This is a genomic window from Terrabacter sp. P2_E3 (genome assembly GCF_056403915.1).
On the sequence record NZ_JBFUEN010000013.1, the window covers coordinates 111,970 to 134,133 of the forward strand.

The 22,164-nt window shown below is 70.9% G+C and carries 20 protein-coding genes and 1 pseudogene; 8 read left to right on the forward strand and 13 right to left on the reverse strand.

Translation table 11 applies throughout. The features are described 5' to 3' along the window. The first annotated feature begins 170 nt into the window (after window positions 1-170). Both AC1DW8_RS17555 and AC1DW8_RS17560 read left to right on the forward strand, forming a co-directional pair. Window positions 171-824 carry a hypothetical protein gene (locus AC1DW8_RS17555; protein WP_478095334.1) on the forward strand — a complete coding sequence of 218 codons (654 nt, stop codon included), beginning with the start codon at window positions 171-173 and terminating at the stop codon, window positions 822-824. A gap of 473 nt (window positions 825-1,297) precedes the next feature. Further along, window positions 1,298-1,726 carry a PKD domain-containing protein gene (locus tag AC1DW8_RS17560; RefSeq protein ID WP_478095335.1) on the forward strand — a complete coding sequence of 143 codons (429 nt, stop codon included), beginning with the start codon at window positions 1,298-1,300 and terminating at the stop codon, window positions 1,724-1,726. A gap of 110 nt (window positions 1,727-1,836) precedes the next feature. Here the strand turns inward: AC1DW8_RS17560 and arfC are convergent, their stop codons facing one another. The 3 genes from arfC to AC1DW8_RS17575 form a co-directional block, all read right to left on the reverse strand. Beyond that, a complete protein-coding gene (arfC, locus tag AC1DW8_RS17565) occupies window positions 1,837-2,655 on the reverse strand; it encodes a channel accessory protein ArfC (protein WP_478095336.1) in 819 nt (272 codons plus the stop codon). Then, window positions 2,652-2,933, reverse strand: coding sequence for a channel accessory protein ArfB (gene arfB / locus AC1DW8_RS17570; RefSeq protein WP_478095337.1), 282 nt, complete (start codon window positions 2,931-2,933; stop codon window positions 2,652-2,654). Before arfB ends, arfC begins: the two co-directional genes overlap by 4 nt. Window positions 2,934-3,047: 114 nt before the next feature. After that, on the reverse strand, window positions 3,048-3,482 hold the full coding sequence (locus AC1DW8_RS17575; RefSeq protein WP_478095338.1) for a hypothetical protein: 435 nt from the start codon (window positions 3,480-3,482) through the stop codon (window positions 3,048-3,050). A 156-nt stretch (window positions 3,483-3,638) separates the two neighbouring features. On the opposite strand from AC1DW8_RS17575, the gene AC1DW8_RS17580 reads away from it, so the two are divergent. Further along, the gene (locus AC1DW8_RS17580; protein WP_478095339.1) at window positions 3,639-5,105 is read left to right on the forward strand and encodes an amidase; all 1,467 of its coding nucleotides are present in this window, start codon (window positions 3,639-3,641) and stop codon (window positions 5,103-5,105) included. 81 nt (window positions 5,106-5,186) lie between these two features. Next, complete coding sequence (locus AC1DW8_RS17585) at window positions 5,187-7,565, forward strand: Tex family protein (protein ID WP_478095340.1); 2,379 nt, start codon at window positions 5,187-5,189, stop codon at window positions 7,563-7,565. Window positions 7,566-7,583: 18 nt separating this feature from the next. Here AC1DW8_RS17585 and AC1DW8_RS17590 read toward each other — a convergent pair whose 3' ends face one another. After that, window positions 7,584-7,964, reverse strand: a complete 381-nt coding sequence (locus AC1DW8_RS17590) for a VOC family protein (RefSeq protein WP_056776130.1) — start codon at window positions 7,962-7,964, stop codon at window positions 7,584-7,586. Between the two features lie 133 nt (window positions 7,965-8,097). Here AC1DW8_RS17590 and AC1DW8_RS17595 point away from each other — a divergent pair, with 133 nt between their 5' ends. Then, the gene (locus tag AC1DW8_RS17595; protein WP_235508783.1) at window positions 8,098-8,532 is read left to right on the forward strand and encodes an SRPBCC family protein; all 435 of its coding nucleotides are present in this window, start codon (window positions 8,098-8,100) and stop codon (window positions 8,530-8,532) included. A gap of 64 nt (window positions 8,533-8,596) precedes the next feature. Here the strand turns inward: AC1DW8_RS17595 and AC1DW8_RS17600 are convergent, their stop codons facing one another. From AC1DW8_RS17600 to AC1DW8_RS17610, 3 genes are all read right to left on the reverse strand, one after another. Then, entirely contained in the window at window positions 8,597-9,520 is a 924-nt protein-coding gene (locus AC1DW8_RS17600; protein WP_478095341.1) for a universal stress protein, read from the reverse strand. Window positions 9,521-9,694: 174 nt separating this feature from the next. Continuing rightward, window positions 9,695-11,239, reverse strand: a complete 1,545-nt coding sequence (locus tag AC1DW8_RS17605; protein WP_082623033.1) for a S8 family serine peptidase — start codon at window positions 11,237-11,239, stop codon at window positions 9,695-9,697. A 215-nt stretch (window positions 11,240-11,454) separates the two neighbouring features. Beyond that, on the reverse strand, window positions 11,455-11,892 hold the full coding sequence (locus tag AC1DW8_RS17610; protein WP_056827259.1) for a ChaB family protein: 438 nt from the start codon (window positions 11,890-11,892) through the stop codon (window positions 11,455-11,457). 233 nt (window positions 11,893-12,125) lie between these two features. On the opposite strand from AC1DW8_RS17610, the gene AC1DW8_RS17615 reads away from it, so the two are divergent. From AC1DW8_RS17615 to AC1DW8_RS17625, 3 genes are all read left to right on the forward strand, one after another. Next, window positions 12,126-13,589, forward strand: a complete 1,464-nt coding sequence (locus AC1DW8_RS17615; protein WP_056776119.1) for an MFS transporter — start codon at window positions 12,126-12,128, stop codon at window positions 13,587-13,589. Beyond that, a complete protein-coding gene (locus AC1DW8_RS17620) occupies window positions 13,586-14,140 on the forward strand; it encodes a universal stress protein (protein ID WP_056827258.1) in 555 nt (184 codons plus the stop codon). Before AC1DW8_RS17615 ends, AC1DW8_RS17620 begins: the two co-directional genes overlap by 4 nt. 175 nt (window positions 14,141-14,315) lie before the next feature. Further along, window positions 14,316-15,608, forward strand: a complete 1,293-nt coding sequence (locus AC1DW8_RS17625; protein WP_082623023.1) for a nuclease-related domain-containing protein — start codon at window positions 14,316-14,318, stop codon at window positions 15,606-15,608. 26 nt (window positions 15,609-15,634) lie between these two features. Here the strand turns inward: AC1DW8_RS17625 and AC1DW8_RS17630 are convergent, their stop codons facing one another. The 6 genes and pseudogenes from AC1DW8_RS17630 to AC1DW8_RS17655 form a co-directional block, all read right to left on the reverse strand. Further along, window positions 15,635-16,534 (reverse strand): universal stress protein, encoded by a 900-nt coding sequence (locus AC1DW8_RS17630; RefSeq protein ID WP_056827256.1) that lies wholly within the window; start codon window positions 16,532-16,534, stop codon window positions 15,635-15,637. A 25-nt stretch (window positions 16,535-16,559) separates the two neighbouring features. Further along, window positions 16,560-17,501: a universal stress protein gene (locus tag AC1DW8_RS17635; protein WP_056776110.1), complete on the reverse strand. Its 942-nt coding sequence runs from the start codon at window positions 17,499-17,501 to the stop codon at window positions 16,560-16,562. A 137-nt stretch (window positions 17,502-17,638) separates the two neighbouring features. Next, entirely contained in the window at window positions 17,639-18,112 is a 474-nt protein-coding gene (locus AC1DW8_RS17640; protein ID WP_056827255.1) for a hypothetical protein, read from the reverse strand. Further along, on the reverse strand, window positions 18,109-20,223 hold the full coding sequence (locus AC1DW8_RS17645; protein ID WP_478095342.1) for a CARDB domain-containing protein: 2,115 nt from the start codon (window positions 20,221-20,223) through the stop codon (window positions 18,109-18,111). The genes AC1DW8_RS17640 and AC1DW8_RS17645 overlap by 4 nt, the downstream gene beginning before the upstream one ends. Before the next feature lie 143 nt (window positions 20,224-20,366). After that, on the reverse strand, window positions 20,367-21,785 hold the full coding sequence (locus AC1DW8_RS17650) for a pyridoxal phosphate-dependent decarboxylase family protein (protein WP_478095343.1): 1,419 nt from the start codon (window positions 21,783-21,785) through the stop codon (window positions 20,367-20,369). 179 nt (window positions 21,786-21,964) lie between these two features. Further along, window positions 21,965-22,164, reverse strand: a pseudogene (locus AC1DW8_RS17655) (IS1595-like element ISUnb3 family transposase); the annotation flags it as partial.

The window sequence follows — 22,164 nt, forward strand, 5'->3', positions numbered from 1 at the left end:
CCCTGACGGCAGCGAATCGCCACCATTGTCACCCGAGCATCCCGGCTCGGTGCACCCGGGGTGCCTGTGGATGACGGACGGGGCTCGGCGTGCGGGTGCGGCACGATCGTCGTAGGTTGCCGTCGTGGAACAAAGGGTGCACAACGCACCTCAGACGACGCAACCGCACGATGATCGACGATCGACAGGGGACGCCGATGACCGCCGCCGCACGCCCGCACCGACACCGCACGCTCCTTGCGTACGCCGTCGCCCCGGTCGCGCTCGCGGCGCTGGGTGCGTGCACGGGCAGCGACCCCGGTCCTGCGGTGACGACTCCCCCGTCGACCTCGGCCGTCACGAGCTCCCCCGCTCCCACGACCACCACAACCTCGGCCACCCCGAGCCCCACCGCGACGGTCGACCCCATCATCGCCAAGATCCCCGCCGCCGCCCGACCCGAGACACCTGACGCCGCGGTTGCGTTTGCCGAGTACTTCATGCGCCAAGTAAACGTGGGGTTCACCAAGGCAACCCCGGATGCCCTCGACGGCTTGTTTGGACAGTCCTGCAAGGCATGCCGCGAGTTTGAGGCGGGTGCACAGGAACTAGCGCGGCAGGGCCTACGCCATAAGGGGACCTCACTTGAGACGACCGGCGCCAATGTCAACGAGTACACGTCGAAGATGCGAAGTGTTGCTGTTTCGGTCACTCAGAACAGCGTGCCCGTGATCGACACAGCGGGGAAGACGGTGCGTCGAACCAAGGCTGGAAGCGGCGCCCTTCTAGCAACACTCGCGTACAAGGGGCACTGGATCGTGATCAACCTGCAGGTTGCGAAATGACGAGGGCGCGCAGACTGATCATAGTTCTGGCACTCGGTCTTACTGGCCCTCTACTAACCGCCCCCGAGGTCTGGGCCTGCGGCGATTCCGTGTTCGATGACTGCTTCAATGACGTTGACGGAGCCAATCTCAAGTTGCTGTCGCGTGCCGAGGTCCTAGCCCTGCCCAAGACACCGGGAGACCAGGGTGGCGCCGTCGTCGAATTACCTGCGGACGCTCCTCGGTACGAGTACCTCTCGCTCAACGATTGCCCTCAGGCGAGGCCCGAAACGATAACCGAGCAGGTTTCGTGCGCTCACGCTCTTCGTGACTGTCCCGAAGGCGAAATTGGTCCGCTGCTTCGGATCTGGCGACGGACCGTAACCGCAGGCGAGGTAACTGAACCGTGGAAGATGGGTGGGCTGACCTGCGCTTCGGATGTTGCTCCCGGGGCGCGGCCAACCTTGACGATGGCTGACCTCAAGGCGGCGTTCATGAGAACGCCTTGGTCGAAGCCGCAGATCTCCAGCCAGCCGGCCGGCAACACGACACTCGTCAACCTCCGCACCTTCTACAAGGTCAACTGGACGTCGCACGGCTTCCAGCCCGGGGAGGTCGACCGGTCGGTCCTGCGGGGCATCCCGGTCCAGATCCGTCCGAAGCTGGTCGGGTTCACCTACGAGTTCGGCGACGGCTCGAGCACGGGCCCCACCACCTCGACCGGAGGTGTCTACCCGGACGGCGACGTCACGCACGTCTACCGCGCCAAGGGCGAGTACCCCGTTCGCGTCGACACCACCTTCGGGGCCGACTTCAGCCTCGACGGGTCGACGTGGGACGAGATCCCCTCAACCGTGACCGTGCCCGGCCCCTCCACCACGGTGACGGTGCGTGAGGCGAAGGGTGTGCTCGTCAACCACTGACGTCGCGCCGAGCCGTCATGACCTGGTGGTGTGTGCAGCGAGCGTTGCCGGGGCACCGTCCAGTGCACACGGGGCTTTGTGACGAGAGCCTGTGACGAGCGCGAGCCGGGTCAGGGCTTCTCCTCCGGGCGGACGGAGTCATCCGGCTCGTCGAAGGTGAGCTCGCCCTGCGTCGACCGTGCCCCGGGACCAGCGACCCCGGCGACGTCGCCGCTCGGGGTGGCGTCGGCGACGGGGACGATGTTGGTCGCTCGCGCCACCGACACGTCCGCGTCCAGGTCGTCCGCAGAGCTCGGCTCGACATCAGGCACCTCGTCCGCCCACGAACCTGCGTCCTTCCCCTCGACTGCCTCGTCGAGGGCCTCCACAGCCCCTGCATCACCAACTCCGGCCAGGTCGCCGTTCGGGGTCGCGTCGACGACCGGGGCGACGGCAGAGGCCGCTCCATCGTTCGGGGTCGCGTCGACGACCGGTGCAACGGCAGAGGCCGCGCCATCGTTCGGAGTCGCTTCTGCGACGGGCGCGACGTCGGCGTCGTCCTCCGAGGCCCTCGACAGCAGCGCGTCCTCGTCCTCGGCATTGCGATCCCACGACTCCGCCGCGCCCCGAGACTCCGAGAGCGGCGTGTGAGGCCCTCCGAATCCAGCCGCGTCAACGTCGACCTCGTCGTGCGACCTCTGCGACGTCTCGGCGGGCTCGGTGGCCAGGACTCCCGCGCCGGCCGCGGCGGCGAGGTCGGCCCCTCCGGCGACGCCCGCGGCTCCTGCCACGGGCTCGCTCGGGGAGACCACCGGGGTGGGCTCGGGCGCCGACAGCTCTGCGGCGGCGCCAGCACCCTCCTGCACCGTGCGGCTCGCGTGCTTGACGGTGAGGAACCACGTGATCGCAGCGCCGAGGACGAACGCCAGCATCAGGAGCAGCCACTTCATCGCGCGCCCTCCCAACCGCCCGAGCCGCCGAGATCCGCGAACGCCTCGTCCGCGGACCGCGCCGGCACGAGCCGACCGGCCACCGCGATGGCGACGAGCGAGCCCACGACGAACCCGACGATGCTCCACAGGAAACCGCTCCAGAAGCCGCTGTCGGTGCGACCGAGGAAGCCGAGCAGCGCGGTCACGACGACGAGGGCCGTCCACCACGCGCCACCGACCCCGGTCAGGTACGAACGGGTCACGGTCTTCCCACTGCTGTGGGCCTGCTGGGACATCGGTCCTCCACGGGTTGCGTCGCGCGGTCGCGACGACGCTACCCCGCCCACCCCCGAGGACGCAGGGAACGCCACAGCGTCAATACCCACTCCGCGGTTCCCCGACGGTCCGTCTCAGGCCGCGGCGCAGCCACCCTCCGCCGTCAGCGCCGCAACGGCGTCCGGGGCCGCGATCGCAACGGCGTGCAGGGTGAACCCAGTCGTGCGGCAGGCGCCTTCGAACGCCGCCCGCAGGTCACGATCACGAGGGGTGGGCGCCGCCCGGCCGGGCCGCGCGATCACCATGACGACGTCGTGCACGTCATGCCGCGCCATCTCGGAGAGGAGCAGCCCGACGCCCTCGAGGACCTGGCCGACATCGACGCGCCGCGGCTCGTCGGGCAGGCAGATCGGCTGGAGCAGCCGCCCGTTGTCGTGCATGAACAGCAGGTAGGTCGCTCCGTCGCACCTCGTCTGCTCGGTGACGATGAGGTCGACCACCCCCTCGAAGACGTCGGGGTCGGTGATCGGTCGCTGGGCCCAGTCTCGCGGAAGCTCGTCGAAGCGCATGCCAAGAGCATGGCCGCCACCGGTGACAGTCGACCGGCGTTGTCCACACGCCCCGACGACGCCTCGCCGCGAGAGGTAGCGTTCTGGCACCAGGTCCGATGCCACGATCTCCTCGCCAGCGGGCGGCGCGAGGTCGACCGCCGCGGAAGGACGTCCATGCCGCACACGTCTGGCCGACCGGCCAGCCTCACCGCCACCGAGCTCGTCGCTGCGTACGCCTCGGGCGACCTCTCTCCCGTCGACGTGCTGCACGACGTCGCCGACGTCATCGAGACCCGGGAGCCTCTGCTCAACGCCTTCTGGCGGCTCGACCTCGAGGGTGCCGAGGTTGCCGCCCGCGACAGTGAGGCCCGTTGGCGCAGGAGTGAACCCGCGGGGCCGATCGACGGCGTGCCGGTGACGATCAAGGAGAACCTCGGTCGCGCCGGCGTCCCGATGCCCTCCGGCAACGCCGGCGTCGAGCCCGTCGTCCCGACCCGGAGCAGCCCGGTCGTCGAGCGGATCGAGGAGTCCGGCGGCGTCGTGCTCGGCTCCACGGTGATGCCCGACTGGGGCATGCTCAGCTCGGGCGTCTCGAGCCTGCACGGCATCACCCGTTCGCCGTGGGACCCCTCCCTGACGACGGGGGGCTCGAGCTCGGGCGCCGGTGCCGCCGCCGCTGGCGGCTACGGGCCGCTGCACGTCGGCACCGACATCGGCGGCTCGATCCGTCTGCCGGGCACCTGGCTCGGCCTGACGACCCTCAAGCCGAGCGCCGGACGCGTCCCCCTCGACGCCCCGTACCTCGGCCGAGTGGCCGGCCCCCTCGTGCGGTCGGCCGCAGACGCGGCGCTGTTGTTGTCGGTGATCAGCCGCCCCGACCCGCGGGACTGGACGAGCCTCCCGCCCGCCGACCTCGCCGCCGTGCTGCCCCAAGACCCCCTCGACGTCTCCCGTCTGCGCATCGGTCTGCTGCTCGATGCCGGGTGCGGGCTGCCGGTCGACCCCGTCGTGGCGCACGCGGTCGAGGATGCCGCCGCGCTCTTCGCCGGCTCCGGGGCGGAGGTGGTGCCCCTGGCCCCGTTCATGGCGCCGAGGATGCTGCGGGATCTCGACGAGTTCTGGCGGATGCGTTCGCTCACCGACTTCGACGCCCTGACACCGGAGGCCCGCGAGCGGGTGCTCCCGTTCATCCGGCGGTGGGTGCTCGCCGTACGCGACGTCGACGGGCCGTCCGTCATGCGCGACTACGCCAGCATCATGTCTCTCCAGCAGGCCACGATCGCCGCCACCGAGCCTTTCGACCTCGTGCTCTCCCCCGTCGCACCGATGACGGCGTTTCCGGCAGCGTGGCCGATGCCGTGGGGCGACGACGACGAAGGCATGGCGCACATCGGCTTCACGGTGCCCTACAACATGTCCGGTCAGCCCGCGGCATCGGTGAACTGCGGTTTCACCGCGGACGGGCGCACCATCGGCCTGCAGGTCTCCGGGCGACGCTTCGACGACCTCGGGGTGCTCCGCGCCGTCGACTGGTACGAGCGCCACCGGGACGGCTCGGCAGCGCCGCGATGGCCCATCCCCGAGAAAGAACGAGGAGCGACTGCCACCCCCGCACCTCGACACGAGCAGGGTCGTCCATGAGGCCCGCCCGAGGGGCGATCGGGCTCGCACGGCAGAATGCGTGACCCCGGTGTGTCGTCGACGTCTAGGAGTTCAGCCCCCGTGAGCGTGCAGGTGAAGGTGCCGTCCATCGAACGTCGCATCGCAGAGGAGCTCGGTGTCCGCGACGGACAGGTGGCCGCGGCCGTGGGCCTGCTCGACGGCGGCTCGACGGTGCCCTTCGTGGCGCGCTACCGCAAGGAGGTCACGGGCGGCCTCGACGACGCCCAGCTGCGCACGCTCGAGGAGCGTCTCGGCTACCTCCGCGAGCTCGAGGAGCGACGCGCTGCCGTGCTCGCCTCCGTCGCTGAGCAGGGCAAGCTCGACGACACCCTGCGCGCGCAGATCCTCGCCGCGGAGACCAAGGCGCGCCTCGAGGACATCTACCTCCCGTTCAAGCCGAAGCGCCGCACCAAGGCGCAGATCGCCCGCGAGGCAGGACTCGAGCCACTCGCCGAGCTGCTGCTCGGCGACCCCCGCACCGACCCCGCCACCGCTGCAACGCGTTTCGTCGACGCCGACCGTGAGGTCGCCGACGCCGCCGCCGCTCTCGACGGCGCCCGCGCGATCCTCGTCGAGCGCTTCGCCGAGGACGCAGACCTCATCGGTGACCTGCGCGAGCGCGTCTGGAAGCAGGGCCACGTCGGCTCGCGCGTCCGCTCCGGCAAAGAGGAGGAGGGCGCGAAGTTCTCCGACTACTTCGACTTCGCCGAACCCCTCGCCAAGCTGCCCTCGCACCGCATCCTCGCCCTCTTCCGCGGCGAGAAGGAGGACGTCCTCTCGCTCGAGATCAACCCCGAGGACCCGGCGGCCGAGCAGCCGCCCGGCCCGACGGCATACGAACGCGCCATCGCTCGGCGCTTCGGCATCGAGAACACCGGGCGACCCGCCGACCAGTGGCTCGCCGACACCGTCCGTTGGGCCTGGCGCACGAAGATCCTCGTCCACCTCGGCATCGACGCCCGGATGCAGCTGCGCCGAGCGGCCGAGGAGGAGGCCGTACGCGTCTTCGCGGCCAACCTGCGCGACCTGCTGCTCGCTGCCCCCGCCGGTGCGCGGGCCACGATGGGTCTCGACCCGGGCTTTCGCACCGGCGTCAAGGTCGCCGTCGTCGACGGGACCGGCCGCGTCGTCGCGACCGAGGTGATCTATCCGCACGTCCCGCAACACCAGTGGGACCGCTCGCTCGCGACCCTCGCCAGGCTTGCCAAGGAACACTCGGTCGACCTCATCGCCATCGGCAACGGCACCGCATCGCGCGAGACCGATCGCCTCGCCGCGGACCTCATCAAGGCGCACCCCGAGCTGAAGCTGACGTCGGCCGTCGTCTCCGAGGCCGGCGCCTCGGTCTACTCCGCGTCGGCGTTCGCGTCGCAGGAGCTGCCCGGCATGGACGTGTCGCTGCGCGGCGCCGTGTCGATCGCGCGGCGCCTGCAGGACCCGCTCGCCGAGCTCGTCAAGATCGACCCGAAGTCGATCGGCGTCGGTCAGTACCAGCACGACATCAGCCAGACGGCCCTCTCGCGCTCGCTCGACGCGGTCGTCGAGGACTGCGTCAACGCCGTCGGCGTCGACGTCAACACGGCGTCGGCTCCCCTGCTCACCCGCGTCTCGGGCATCACCCCCGGTCTCGCCGAGAGCATCGTCGCGCACCGTGACGCGACCGGACCGTTCCGCACGCGCAAGGCCCTCAAGGACGTGCCGCGCCTCGGGCCGAAGGCGTTCGAGCAGGCGGCCGGCTTCCTCCGGATCCCGGGCGGCGACGACCCGCTGGATGCGTCGGCCGTGCACCCCGAGGCCTATCCCGTCGTCCGGCGCATGCTCGAGTCGACCGGGCAGAAGCTGACCTCGCTCATCGGCAACACCGTTGCGCTGCAGTCGATCCGGCCCGCCGACTACGTCGACGACAGCTTCGGCCTGCCGACCGTCACCGACATCATCAGCGAGCTCGACAAGCCCGGGCGCGACCCGCGACCGACCTTCAAGACGGCGACCTTCAAGGACGGCGTCGAGGAGATCAAGCACCTCAAGCCGGGGATGACGCTCGAGGGCGTCGTGACCAACGTCGCGGCTTTCGGTGCGTTCATCGACATCGGCGTCCACCAGGACGGCCTGGCCCACGTCTCGGCGCTCTCCAAGAGCTTCGTGCGCGACCCGCACGACGTCGTGAAGTCCGGCGACGTCGTCATGGTCAAGGTCCTCGAGGTCGACGTGCCCCGCAAGCGGATCTCGCTGACCCTGCGCCTCGACGACGAGGTGACCCCCGGCGCCCCGAAGGAGCGAACGGGTCAGGGGCAGGGAGGCCAGCAGCGCGGTGGTCAGGGCCGCGGCGGCCAGGGCCGTGGTCAGAGCCAGACGGGCCAGGGCAACCGCCCCCGCAAAGAGGCTCCTGCCGACGGCGCCATGGCCGACGCCCTGCGGCGCGCCGGTTTCACCGGCTGACCGCGCGGCGACGGCGCCTCAGGCGTCGGGACCCGCGCGGTGGAAGACGGCCTCGACGTTGTTGCCGTCGGGGTCGCGCACGAAGGCGCCGTAGTAGCCGGGGTGGTACTCCGGCCACAGGCGCGGCTCGTGCAGCGACTCGGCACCGAGCGCGAGTGCCGTGGCGTGGAAGGCCCGCACCGCGTCGACGCCGTCGGCCTGGAACGCGCAGTGCATCTCGCGGTTGGGCTCGGTCCCCTGCCATCGGCTGATCCAGAAGTCCGGGTGACCCTCGGTGCCGTAGCCGATGGCCACGCCGACGTCCATCTGCCGGGTGTAGCCGAGGACGCCGAGCACCGCGTCGTAGAAGCGAGCGCTGGCCTCGAGGTCGGAGCAGTTGACGCCGAAGTGGTCGATCATGCTCCCGAGGCTAGGCCCGATGCGGACCGAAGAGGGGGCCTTCACCCATTGTCTTCCGGGCCAGTCTTTGGTCGACTGTCTGTGGTGGGTCCGGCCCCATCAGGGGGCCGGTCCGTACGACCCGGAGGTGCCCATGAGCAGTTCAACGCAGTCGATCCCCGAGAACGCGGAGGATGCCGAGCTCGAAGGATCTCCCGCGGGCGTGCACTCGAGCCTGACCGTCGGCGCGCCCGTCGACCGGGTGTGGCAGCACCTCATCAGCGCCCGCGGCACCGAGGCGCTCCTCGGCCCCGGCGTCACGCTCGGCAACAAGGGCGAGTCGTGGCACAGCTCCGACGGTCCCCATGGCGTCGTGCGCAGCTACCACCCGATGGAACAGGTACGCGTGTCGTGGCACCCCCATGCGGACGGCCCGCTCAGCATCGTCGACCTGCAGCTCAAACCGGACGGTGACGGCACGCGCGTCGACCTCTACCACGAGGGTCAGGGCATCGCCGAGGACGGCGCCGGCGACAAGTCCCGCTGGGACGACGCCCTCGGCCGCTTCGCGCAGGCCCTCGACGCCTGAGCCCGGCGCCCGGGCCGAGAGGTCAGGCGCCGACGACGCCGTCGCCGACGCTCGACGCCGTCGCTCAGCGGACGACCATGACGGGGCAGGCCGCGTCGTGGATGGCGCGGTGGCTGACCGACCCGAGCAGCATGCCCGTGAACCCGCCGTGCCCCCGTGAGCCGACGACGATCATCCCTGCCGTCGAGCCCAGGTCGGCGAGGGACTGGCCCGGGTCACCGTAGAGCACCTCCGTCGTGACGATGACCTTCGGGTGCAGCGCCCGCACGCGCTCGGCCGCGCGCAGCACGGACTGCTCGGCGTTGTCGCGGATCGCGTGTGTCTCCTCCGTCCCGCCCTTGGCGGTCTCGACGTACGTCCAGGCCTCCATCGACGGCGAGTGCGCGACGCGCACGATGTGCAGCACGGCCCCCTCGCGCTCGGCGACCTCGACGGCCGCGTCGACGGCCCGCATCGCGGCGTCCGAGTCGTCGATGCCGACGACGACGTCGTGCCCGCGCCCGGGACGGGGCGGCATCGGCACGTCGTCGGGGGTCTTGCCCTCCGGTCCGCGCACGACGACGACGGGGCAGTGCGCGTGCGCGGCGACGGCATACGACGTCGAGCCGAGCAGCCCGGCCAGGATGCGCCCGCGCCCGCGACTGCCGACGACGACCAGGGCGGCGTCCTTCGACATCTCGACGAGCTGGGCGGCGGGGCTGCCGAGCCAGTACTGCGTCGTCACCTGGGAGGCGTCGAGCGTGGCGCCGGCGCGGACCGCACCCTCGTCGACGATCGCCTTGGCGGCGTGCTCGAGCGAGGGCTCGATCTCGGAGAGGTCCATCGCCGGGAAGGCGGGGGTGGCGGCCAGGTTGACGTTGTGCACCAGGGTCAGGTGCTTGCCCTGCTGCCGAGCCGTCTCCGCGGCCCACTCGAGCGCGAGCTGTGATGATGCCGAACCGTCGTAGGCGACGACGATCCCGTTCGTGGTCCGCACCTGGCCGTTCATGGTGCTCCCCTTCTCTCGTTCACATGGCCGGGCCTCTGCTCCGTCCACCTCCATCGTCCCGCCGGGCCCGGACGCCGCAGGTCCTTTGTGACCACTCAGACAGGGCAGGCGTCCCCGATGGCGTATGCCGCCGAGCCGGGTCGAGCGACCCGGCCCGGCGGACTGCGTGGTGGGTCAGCCGACGGCCTTGAGCGCGTCCACCTCCCCAGAGCCGAACCAGCCGTTCTGGCCGCGGCCGCCTTGGCACCGCTGTGCGGCACCGTCGTCGACGCCCGGGAAGAAGGCGTACGGCGAGACGTCCGCGGGGCACGCGATCGGGTTCGTCGCACGCTGCAGATCGGCTGCGAGCGCACCACCGGTGTCGCCGGTGACACTGGCGATGAGCGCCGCCACGCCCGCGGCGTGCGGGGAGGCCATCGACGTGCCCTGCTGGTAGCAGTACGTCGCGCCACTCGCATCGACGAGGCGGCGTGCCGGCAGGCACGTCACCGTGAGGAGCGCCGCGGGCCAGGTCGAGAGCACCCGGCCGTTGGGAGCGGCGGGCGTCAGCTGCAGGATGGAGTCGCCGCCCGGCGCCGCGACGTCGACCGCCGAGATGCCGTAGGACGAGTAGAACGACTTCATCTGCTGGTTGCCCGTGGCGCTGACGCCCACGACGCCCGGCACCTCGGTCGGGACGACGGCACACGCGTTGCTGATCGTCCGCAGCACCGGGTTCGTGTCGTCGGGACTCGTCGCGTCCAGGGTCGGGTGCGACAGGTCGTCGGCCTGGTTGCCCGCGGCCGCGACGACGAGCACACCCTTGTTCTGTGCGTACTTGATGGCGCGACGCTCGGCGGTCCAGATGGCCCGCTGCTCGGCGTCGTTGCGGCAGTTGAAGAGCCACGGGTCGGCGAAGTAGCTGTTGTTCGTCACGTCGACGCCGTGGTCGGCCGCCCACATGAACGAGCAGACGACGGCCTCGGGGAAGAAGAAGCCGGCGGCGTTGCCGGCCTTGATGCCGGCGATCTTCACGTTCGGTGCCACCCCGACGATGCCGATGCCGTTCGCGGCGGCGGCGATCGTGCCGGCCGTGTGCGTGCCGTGACCGTTGTCGTCGGCAGCCGCCGCCGCGCCGGGCTCTGCCACTCCGCTGACGCAGTTGGCGCTCGCGCCGGAGTCGACGTTCGCCGCGAGGTCCGGGTGCGTGTAGTCGAGGCCGGTGTCGATGTCTCCCACGAGGATCGAGGGGTCACCGGTGCTGATGGCGTGTGCCTCACCGACCTTGATCTGGGTCATGTCCCACTGCAGCCCCGACAGCGAGTCGTTGAGGCCCGGGAGTGCTGCCCCGTTCGCGGTGGTCTGGGTCGTGGTCGCGGCTGCGGTGTCGGCCGAGACCGCTCCGCCGTCGACGGCGGTGGCGAACCTCGTCGTGGCGACGGCGCCCTCGACACCCGTGACCCGACGCATCTTCGCGGCGAAGTCGGGGCTGGCCGACCGCGCGACGACGACGCTGATGGGGGCGTAGGTCGCGACGACCTGACCGCCCGCTGCGGCGACGGCGCTGCCCGCGCCGCTCGTGGAGGTCTTCTCCTTGTAGACGACCAGATAGGTCGAGCTCGCGCCGGTCGTGGAGGCGTCGGCCGACGCCACCCCGGTCGCGAGTGCGGCGGCCGCGACGACCGCGACCGCCCCGAGTACTGCAGTCCCCCGAGATCCACCCCTTCGTGACACGGACATGGTGCTCTCCTCCGCGGTGGCGGCGTGTGCGTCCCACCGCTCCGGGCCGACTCCTGTGGCGGCCCAGTTGTCCACGCTAGGGCTGTCGGGTCGTCGGCACCGGCCTTCTCAGGAGCCTGAGAGTCTGCTCGACGATCGCTGGGAACGATTCGGGCGTTTGCGGTCTCCGCGAGCGAATTCTCCCGTGCGAGTGGAGGACTCGAGTCGAGGACTCCTCAGGTCGAGTCCCGCGCGGCGGCCGTGGCGCGGTCGTTGGCGCGCTGGATCGCCTCTACGAGCTCGGCCTTGCTCATGGTGGAGCGCCCCGACACCTGGAGGCGCTTGGCGATGTCGTAGAGGTGCTGCTTCGAGGCGTTGGCGTCGACCCCGCCGGCCGAGTCCCCGTCGTCGCGGTGGGCCCTGGCCTCGGCACCGCGGCGTTCGGCCTGGCGGTCGCTCGGTCCCTTCTCGGCCTTCTCCTCCCAGTGGTCGCCGACCTTCTCGAAGGAGTGCTTGAGCGAGGCGAACGCCGTGCGGTGGGCTCGCTCGCCCTCGCCGTACTGCTCGACCGCGGCGTCATGCGTCGCGAGCCACGTCTCCTGCGCCTTCTTCGACGACCGCTCGAGGGTCGAGGGCAGGTCCGTGCTTCCGCGCGTTGGCTTCCTGGCCGGCATGTCGTTCCTCCTGCGCTGTCGAGGGAGGGCGACTGTGCCCCCGTCATCTGACGTACCCAGCGGGACGGCGTGGGACCACCCGACGGCATACGCACTCGGGAGGGCACCGGGGCAAACCGTCACGAAGCACGTTCGTCGTGCCGGGCCACGGGGTACGGACTCCGGCGGTGAGGACGCGGCGCCGCGCGCCCTGACCCGACGGTTCACAGCGATTCGGATCGAAGGAGATGGGGATGAGCGAGGCTGTCGCACAACGCACGGACGGTGCCATCAGGAGTCTGGTGCCCGCCCGCATGGACCGGCTCCCGTGGACGAAGTTCCACTGGTCGGTCGTTCTCGGGCTCGGGGTGTCGTGGATCCTCGACGGACTCGAGATCCAGATCGTGTCCGAGTCGGGCTTCCAGAAGACGCTCGGCATGTCCGCCACGCAGGTGGGGCTGACGGGCACGGTCTACCTCGTCGGCCAGGTGGTCGGAGCGCTGACGTTCGGTCGCCTCACTGACCGGCTCGGGCGCCGCAAGCTGTTCATCATCACCCTGGTCATCTACCTGATCGGATCGGGCCTGGCCGGCCTCTCACCGAACATGTGGTTCCTGTGGGTCTGCCGGTTCGTCGCCGGCATGGGCATCGGTGGTGAGTACACCGCGATCAACTCGGCCATCGACGAGCTGATCCCCGCGCGCTTCCGCGGTCGCGTCGACATCGCGATCAACGGGACGTACTGGTTCGGCGCGTTCTTCGGGGCGCTCGCGAACCTCTACCTGCTCAACCCCGACAACGTCGCCGAGAACGTCGGCTGGCGCCTGGCGTTCTTCATCGGCCCGATCCTCGGCCTGTCGATCATCTGGCTGCGCCGGCACATCCCGGAGAGCCCGCGCTGGCTGCTCACCCACGGTCGCGCGGAGGAGGCCGAGCGCACGGTCGACGAGATCGAGGAGCGGGTGCGTCGCGAGGGCGGCGAGATCCCGGAGGTCGACGACAGCAAGGCGATTCTCGTCAAGGCCGAGGACCGCATGGGGCCGAAGGTGCTGTGGGACGTCTTCGTCCGGCGGTACGGGCGGCGCACAGTTCTCGGCCTGACGATGATGGTCACGCAGAGCTTCCTCTACAACGCGATCTTCTTCACCTATGCCCTGGTCCTGACGAACTTCTACGGCATCAGCAAGGCCCAGACGTCGCTCTACTTCCTGCCGTTCGCGGCCGGCAACCTCCTCGGGCCGCTGCTGCTCGGTCATCTCTTCGACACCATCGGGCGTCGCAAGATGATCTTCAGCACCTACACGATCGCGGGGCTCGTCCTGCTCGTGTCGGCCTGGGCCTTCCATGCCGAGATCCTCACCGCGACGACGCACACGATCTTCTGGTGCGTGTCGTTCTTCTTCGCGTCGGCCGGAGCGTCCGCGGCCTACCTCACCGTGAGCGAGATCTTCCCGCTCGAGGTGCGCGGCCAGGCGATCAGCTACTTCTTCGTCGTCGCCCAGTGCGCCGGCGCCGTCGCGCCCGTGCTCTACGGCGCCCTCATCGGCGAGGGCAAGGACCGCGGCCCGCTCACGTGGGGCTACGTCGCCGGTGCGGTGATCATGATCATCGGCGGAGCCGTGGCCTTGGCGATCGGGATCGACGCGGAGCAGAAGTCCCTCGAGGACGTCGCCGACCCGCTGAGCAAGGTCTCGGAGGAGTCGGGGGCCGCGGCATGAACGTCGCGGACCTGGGGCGCCAGCCCACGATCGTCGTCGGCGTGAGCCCGACGAGCGGCTCCCCCGGTGCCCTTCGTTGGGCCGTCGAGCAGGCCGCGGCGCGCGGTGGACGCGTCGTGGCCGTCCGGGCCTGGCGCCCGCACGCACCCGAGACGGCGACCGGCGGCCGCGTGCCGTCGGTCGTCTCCGACGACAGCGCCCTCTCTGCGGAGCAGTCACGCCTGGCCGAGGACGTCGCGCACGTCCTCGGCCGCGACCACCTCGTCGAGACGCGCGTCGTGGCGGGCAAGCGTCGCGCCGTCCTCGTCGAGGAGAGCCGCGGCGCAGACCTCGTCGTCATCGACGCCGGTCACTCGACCGAGGTCGGCGCGCGCTGGCTCGGCAGCCGTCTCGTGCGCGCAGCGCACTGCCCTGTCGTCGTCGTGCCACCCGCGCTCGGCGACCGCGGGTCGAGCACGCTCGGGGCGGCCGCCAGCAGCTTCGGCCGCTCGGTCGAACGCGCCGCCGGCACCGCCGGGCGCCCCGGCTTCCAGCGCCCGCCCTCGGGCTGACGCCTTCGTCGCCTCTCACGAGGCCGTATGCCGTGTGGCCCGGTCCCGGGACCCGAATTCTCTGCGAGTTGCACCGATTCGGGCCCGGGACCCACCACGCCGTGCCTAGAGTCACCGGCGACAGGGGCGCAGGGGGCTCGGATGGCAGCAGGTGGGTCGGCGCAGTCGCGCGCCGATGAGCTCAGGAATCAGGCCGCGCAGGCGCGCCCACGCGGACGCTCTCGAGGCGCAGGCCGGAGCCTGGTCAGCCGGTGCCGACGGCGAGCGTCGAGTGGCTGCCGCACTGGACGTCCTGCCGCCCGGGTGGCACGTCCACCACGACCGTCTCCTGCGTCCGGGACGCACCCGGACGAACCTCGACCACATCGTCATCGGACCGTCGGGCCTCTACCTCGTCGACACGAAGAACTGGGCCGGTGGCACCAGCGTCCACGACGGGAACCTGTGGCAACACACGAGCAGCAGCTCACCCAAGGGACGCGAGCTCGACGCCGTGGCGCGCTTCGCCGGTGAGATGGAGAAGACGCTCGGCCTTCCCGTCGTCCCCGTCATCGCCCTGGCGGGTGGGCACTCCACGTCCTTTCAGAGACAGCGCGTGCGAGGGGTCGAGATCATCCCCTTCGACGGCCTCGCTGCCTGGCTCCTCGCCCAACCCCAGGCCCCCGGGACCGAGGGCACGGACCTGCTGTCCCGCAGAGTCGCCCACACCTATCCGTCGGCATCGACGGAACCTGCGGGCACAGACCCGGACGTGCTGACGGTCGCCGACGTCCTCGGGGCCGAACGATCGACGGCTCGTCGAACGCCGTCACCGGTCATGGTCCGCGACACCTCCCGACCGCGACAGCGCGGACGTGCTCGACGTCGGCCGCGCCGCCGCGGATCGGTGGTCTCCGCGCTCGTCGGCCTGATTGCCCTGTGGGCGTTCAGCCACGTGGGTCCGCACCTCTTCAGCAACCTCGGAGCTCAACTCGGGTCCGTCGTCTCCCCTGCTGCCACGGGGTCCTACCCGCCGGACGGACCCAGTTCCGCCAAGGCCTGTCAGTCCTTGGGCCGGATCACAGTCCAGAAGGTGACGGGGGCACAGTCGGCGCTGGTGGTTCCGACGCCCGACGAGGACACCTGTTCGTGGTGGCTGGCAAAGCCGCGATACGCCTTTCAGAGCCCAGACGTGATGGTCAGGACAGGGGGCTCAGTCGACCGCCGATTCGCGGCCAACGGAACCACCGGGGCGCGGGTCGACATGACCCCGGGCGAGGTCTCCGCCTGGATTCCCGTGAACACGAGGCTCGACGGATGGCGGGCCGGCACACGCGCGCGGCAGCCGTTCATGATCTCTCTCCGTTTCACCTACCCCCAAGGGGCGAGCGATGCCAAGGCCCGGGCTGTCGAAGCTGCGGCCGAGAAGAAGGTGACGCGGTTGGCCGAAGAGCTCGCGAAGGCTCTACCCGCTCGGCCGAGCCCCTGACCGGCATTGGCGGATGACGCATCCCATCAGGGCACGAGCATGACCGGGCAGGTCGCGTCGCGGATGAGCCGGTAGGAAGCCTGCCCGGACAGCACGGCAGTGGCCCCACCTCGGAGTGGCGCACCGACGACGAGCAGTCCGGAATGCCGCGTGGCCTCCGCCAGTGCCGTGACGGGGTCGCCGGTGAGGATCTCGACGGTGACCACGAGCGCCGGGTGCCGTGAGGTCAGGGAGGCGACGGCATACGGAATCCTCTGTCTCGCAGCGTCACTGACGCCTCCACGTGTGACGGTGACGAGCCGCAGCGACGCACTGCAGGCGACAGCGATGCGGGTCGCGGCGGACACGATCCGCTCCACGCGCGCAGCGTGCTCCTCCCCGTCCCCGCCGGCGATGGCGCAGACGACCTCGCCGCCCGGACCCGGGACCCGCGCGTCACCGCTCGCGTCGGACGAGAAGCGGACGAGGTCGTGCAGGACGACGACGGGGCAGTACGCATGGGCGACGACCGCGTAGGAGACGGAGCCGATGAGCGCGGTGCGGGCACGTCCCCGGCCGCGGGTCCCCAGCACGACGAGCTCGGCGGACATCGAGGCATCGACCAGCGCGGGGGCCGGCCCACCGACGGCATGGACCGCACGCACCCGCCCTCGGGCAAGCGCTGGGCCGGGCCAGGTCGACGGACCGCCGACGATCGTCTGGGCCACCATCTCCAGCGAGGGGCTCAGCGGGCGCAACGCGTAGCCGCGCCGGCTCGGCACCAGGTCGAGCTCGACGGCATGGACGATCTTCAGGCTGTCGTCGAGAGCGCGGGAGACCGCCGCGGCCCAGACCAGGGCACACTGCGAGGCCGGGGACCCGTCGTAGCCCACGACGATCTGGCCGCAGGCCGGTCCGACATCCTGGATGCGAGTTCCCTTGACCACCAGTGACGTCGAGTCATCGGCCGCGTCAGCGGATCACCATGACGGGGCACGGCGCGTCGTGGACGACCCGGTGGCTGACCGAGCCGAGCAGCATTCCGGTGAAGCCCCCGTGACCTCGAGACCCCATGACGATGAGGCCGGCCCTCACGTCCACGGCGTAGGCGGCGACTGCTGCACCGGCTCCGCCACCGAGGACGGTGGTCTGCACGTCGAGCCCTGGGTGAGCGCGTCGTGCGTCCTCCGCGACGTCGCGCAGCAGCTGGCCGACGTGGAGGTGCATCTGGTCGATCATCTCCTCGCGACCCAGGATCGTGTCGGTCTCCGGCCAGGCCTCGAGGCCACCCACGTTGTCGACGGCGACGATGTGCAGCGACGCCTCCGCGGCCGTGGCGATCTGCACGGCGGTCTCGAGCGCCTTCTGGGACTTCTTGGAGTCGTCGAAGGCGACGACGACAGGGTGCGACGGACCCGCGTGGATCACGGAGGACCCACGGACCACGACCGCGGGGCAGTGGGCGTGGGCCGTGACGGCATACGCCGTCGAGCCCAGCAGGCCACCGGAGACTGCCCCGTGACCGCGTGACCCGGTGACGACGAGGTCGGCCCGGGTTGAGATGCCGACGAGCTCGGCGGCGGCGCCGCCGATGACGCTCAGCGGGTGGACGTCCTTGCGGTCCAGTGTCTTCGTGGCGATGTCGATGGCCTCCGCCAGGACGCCTCGCGACATCTCGTCGTACGCGTGCGCCTGGACCCCGGGGTCGTAGGCGCGGAAGGTCGGCGTCATCGTCAGCCCGACGCAGTGCAGCAGCGTCAGCTGGCGGTCGTCTCGCTTCGCGGTCTCGACGGCCCAGTCGAGGGCGAGGCGTGCTCCCGGTGACCCGTCGTAGCCCACGACGATGCCGGGGTCCATCGTCTCGTCGGTCGACTCGTGGGTCGACTCGTTCGTCGAGCTGACTGCGGCGCTCATCGCTCTCCCCTTCCACGGCGGTCGGGGCCGCATGCTCCGGCCACTCCCATCGTCCCGCGTCGGGCGTGCGTCGGCAGGGAGTTGTGACTGCTCAGACAGGTCGGCGGCGGGCGGGCTCTCCCGCCGCCGACCGGGTGTCAGGTGCCGATGAGCACACTCACCGAGGTGTTGTCGGTGCAGTCGGGGATCTCGCGGATGGCCCACCGGCCGCGGAGCCCGTTGCCGTCGAAGTTGGACTCGGCGTCCCGCTCCTCCACCTCACCCTCGGACGCCGACCACCCACGGGTCGAGTAGGCGGTCTGCATGTCGGCGAGCGTCTGCTTGAACGGCTTGGGCGACACCGCGGTGACGACCGTGCGACCGGCGCTGCGGGCCTCGACGCCCGTCACGACGTACCCATCCGGCACGGCCGCGCTCGCGGGGAACGACGCCGGCAGCGTCACCGGCTTGGCGTCCTTCGCGCAGACGAGGGCCGCGCTGTTCGAGCTCGGTTGCGCCGCCATGGCCGACTCCAGCTCGTCGTTCTCGCAGCCGGCGAGGACGAGCGCCGTGACGAGCGCCCCGGCGGCGAAGGCGACGCGAGGTCCCGACCGCTCGTTGAGCCGTCTCATCTCGTCACCTGGAGCCGGCGCTCGTTGTCAGCCTCGTCGGACTCCCGGATGCGTCCGTCCGGGTCGACGACGACGGCGACGACGTGCGTGCCCTTGCCGAGACGGACGCCGGGGAACGTGACGGCCGCCGAGCGGCCGGGCTGGACGTCGACCGGCGACGAGGTGGCGACGTTGACCCCGTCGACGCGGAGTCGCGTCGTGACGCCCCGGGCGGCGGCCTTGCCCGGGTTGGCGACGGTCGTCGACGCGGCATAGAGGCCGCCGGCCTTCGTGACGGACAAGGAGGTCGGGGTGATGTTCGGCAGGGCGTCGTAGGCGGCATACAACGTGTTGCCCGCCTGCTGGCGCGCGATGGTCGCATAGGCATCGAAGTTCTGGGCGCCGCCCGGCTGCGCGCAGGCACCGGTGCACCCGTCGGCATAGCCGACCTCGACCCGGCCGGTCCGGTCGACCGTGACGTCCATGAAGTCGAGGAGGTTGCGGTCGTTGCCACACGTGGTGCCACCCGTGCAGATGGAGCCACGCTGGACGGGGTCGCCGGGCGTCGTGTCGACGGTGACCCAGCTCTTGCCGCCGTCGTACGTCGTCGCGACGTAGAGGTGCCAGTCGCCCTTGAAGGTCGTGGCGTCCTGGTAGTTCCCGGCGGTGGTCGTGCCGATGAAGGCGAAGGAGGCGCGGTCGTCGTCACCGGCCACGACGGCGGGGAAGACGGTGTTGTGGACCCCGAGGCCCGCGCCGACGTTCTGGTCGTCGGTCCACGTCTTGCCCTTGTCGCGGCTCACGGCGATTCGGGGGGTCCCGTCCGCGGCCTGGTAGCCCATGTAGACCGTGCCCTTGGAGCCGATGCCGACGCTGGGGTCCGAGTCGCCGGCGGTGCTGGCGGGGTCCTTGCGGACCGACCACGTCGTGCCGCCGTCCTCGGAGACCGCGACCGCCTGGTTGCCGCCGCACGACTTGTTGGGGACATAGACCGTGCCGTCGTCCGGGGCCACCTTGACGTGACCGTGCAGGCCACCGCAGTCGAGGAGCGAGTACATCGGGATGGCGGGTCCGAAGGTGACCCCGCCGTCATGGCTCGAGGCGCAGTTGGCGTCCGCGATGTCCTGGCTGCAGTAGTAGACGGCGTTCGGGTAGCTCGACGTCGGCAGCGCACCGACGCCGTTCGGTGAGTAGGGACCTCCACCCACGGTCTGGTGGTCGACACCCGAGTTGAGGCCGCCGCCCTGGCTGGGCGACCACGTGGCGCCCTCGTCGTCGGAGTAGCACATGAGCGAGGTCTTGCCGGCGAGCTGGCTCTCGAAGACGCGCCCGGTCGCCGGGTCGGTGAAGCCGATCGGGTCGAGCGACGTCGATCCGCCCGTCGCGCAGCCGTTGGCCGGCTTCGCGGAGACGTCCGACCACGTCACCGCGGACGGCGTGACGCTGTCGTCCCACGTCGCCCGGTACGTGTCGTAGAGGGCCTGGTAGAACGTCGAACCGGTCGTGTGGCTGCTGCCGATCGACGGCTCGCCCGCGTCGTGCGCGCGCCCGAACGACTGGGGTGCGCCGTACTGGCTGTAGGTCGGCGGCGTGGCCGTGCTCGGCGCGGGGTTGGCCGGGACGTCGGTCAGGGTCGCCGTGCCCGTGACGGACTCACCGAGCGGGGCATACGGCACGACCCTCACCGTGTAGTCGCCGCTGGTCGGTGCCACGACGATGGTCTCGGGGTCCGCGCTCGAGGCGGACGACGCCACGACCGAGCCGTTCCGGTCGAGCAGGTAGATGTCGAAGTCGGCAGCAGCATTGGCCCAGCCCACCTTGACCGTCAGCTGGTGGGTCTCCCCGTAGCCGCTCGGGGTCGACACGTGCAGCGCGAAGTCGTCGCAGAGCCCGGGCCCGCACGTCACGTCGCCCGTCGTCCCGGTGACGTTGGGGGCGACGAAGGGACCGGCGGTCCACCGGACGCTGGTGCTCGTGTCGGTGACGGCTCCCCCGGTCGGTGTGGCGGCCAGCGCGGGGGCGGCCACCCCCAGGGCGGCGACGAGGCCCGCGGCAGCGATGAGCGGGACGGCTCTGCCGCGGGCGCCGGCGCGGAAGCGGGAGCGGGCCCGCGAGGGAAAGGTCGGCAGCATGGGTGCAGCTCCTTGATCCGAGGTGGATGACACCCCCGAGGTGTCCGGTCCGAGGACCGTCGAGAGAGGGCACGAGGACCTCGCTCGTCGGGTCCAACGAGTCGGAGGACCGGGCGGCTACGGATGCACGGGTCAAGAATCGGTCAGGAGGGGCTGGGATTCTGCTGGACGTCCGCTGGGGACTCGGCTCCGGCGGCACGCAGGATGGCGTCGGCGGAGATGTCGATGTCGTGCTCGCTGGTCGTGGCGTTGGACACCGACACGCGGATGAGCCGCCGACCGTGCCACGTCGTGGCGCCGACCCAGCACGTGCCGTCACGCTGGACGGCCTCGACGATCGCGTCCGTGCGACGGGGATCGCCGATGCTGACGAGGACCTGGTTGAGCACGACGTCGTTGTGCACGGTGGCACCGCCGACTGCGAGGCGCTGGGCCATGCGCAGCGCCAAGGCGCAGGATCGGTCGACGAGCTCGGCCACACCCTCGGTGCCGAGCTCGCGCAGGGCGGCCCAGACCGCGAAGCCCCTTGCCCGTCTGGATGACTCGGGCGTCAGGTCGCCGAGGACGTGGTCGGACTCCGCGCCCGACCCGGTGAGGTATGCCGCCGCGTACGACATCGTGGCTGCGTGCAGATCCGCGTCGGCACAGAAGGCTAGTCCGCAGTCATAGGGGACGTTGAGCCACTTGTGGGCGTCCGTGCCCCACGAGTCGGCGAGCTCGACCCCGTCGACGAGATGGGCGGTCCGGGGGCTCGCGGCCGCCCAGAGTCCGAAGGCGCCGTCGACGTGGACGTATGCGCCGTGCTCGTGCGCCATCGTCGTCGCGGTCCTGAGGTCGTCGCACGCCCCCGTGTTGACGTTGCCCGCCTGCAGGCAGACGATCACCGGCCGGCTGCCGACGGACTCGAGGGCGATTCGGAGACGGTCGACGTCGATGGCGCCCTGCGGGGTGGCGGCGACGGGCTCGATGCTGCCCGTGCCGAACCCGAGCAGCCGAGCGGCCCGGTCGATCGTGGCGTGCCGTTCCTCACTCGCGACGATGGCGATCCTGGGAGCACCGAAGAGACCGTCCCGCGCGACGTCCCACCCGACGTCGGCGAGCACCCGCTGCCGTCCGACCGCGAGGCCCACGGTGTTCGCGGCCTGGGCACCGGTGACGAAACCCACCGAGGCGGACTCGGGCACTCCCAACAGGTGCTTGGCCCAGCCTCCGGCCGCACGTTCGGCCGCCGCCGCGGCGGGTGAGAGGACCTCGTTGTAGGCGCACTGGTCCCAGCCCGCGGCGAGCAGGTCGGCGGCCGTGGCTGCCGCTGACGCTCCCCCGATGACGAAACCGAAGAAACGTGGACCGACGGTGCCGACGAGGCCTGGGCGCGCGGCGGCGATCAGCTCGTCGACGACACGGGTGGGATCGGTTCTCCTCGCTGGTAGCGGGCCGCCGAACGCTGCCGCCAGAGCGGCGCGATCGGCCGCTGGCTGCACCGGCCGGTCTGCGACGGTGGCGCGGTGCCGTGCCCCTTCGGCGGCGGCGCGAGCGAACAGCTGGTGCAGGTCGACATCCATCCCCGCACGTTCCTCCGGGAGGCGCACACGCACAAGGGGGCCGACAGCTGGGGCAGGTCATCGATGGCCGAGGCATGACAGTGCGCATGATCCGGCAATGCCAATCATGCTGCCGGACAACGAGACTGGCCTGCTCCACCCCTTGACCATCGATTCGAACAGGTGTTCTGCATATCTGCTTAGGTGAAGTCCGGTATGCCGGTTTCTGGCTTGAGCAGGCCCTTGAGCGGGTGCGGGTCGGTGTCGACGGCTTGCTCGAGCAGCCGATAGAAGAGCAGTCCTCGTGACTTCGCGTTGCGGCGGTTGAACCGGAAGGTGTACTCGTCGAGGTAGTAGGGCAGGTGTGCCTCCTCGACGCGGAAGTGCAGGGTGCCGATCA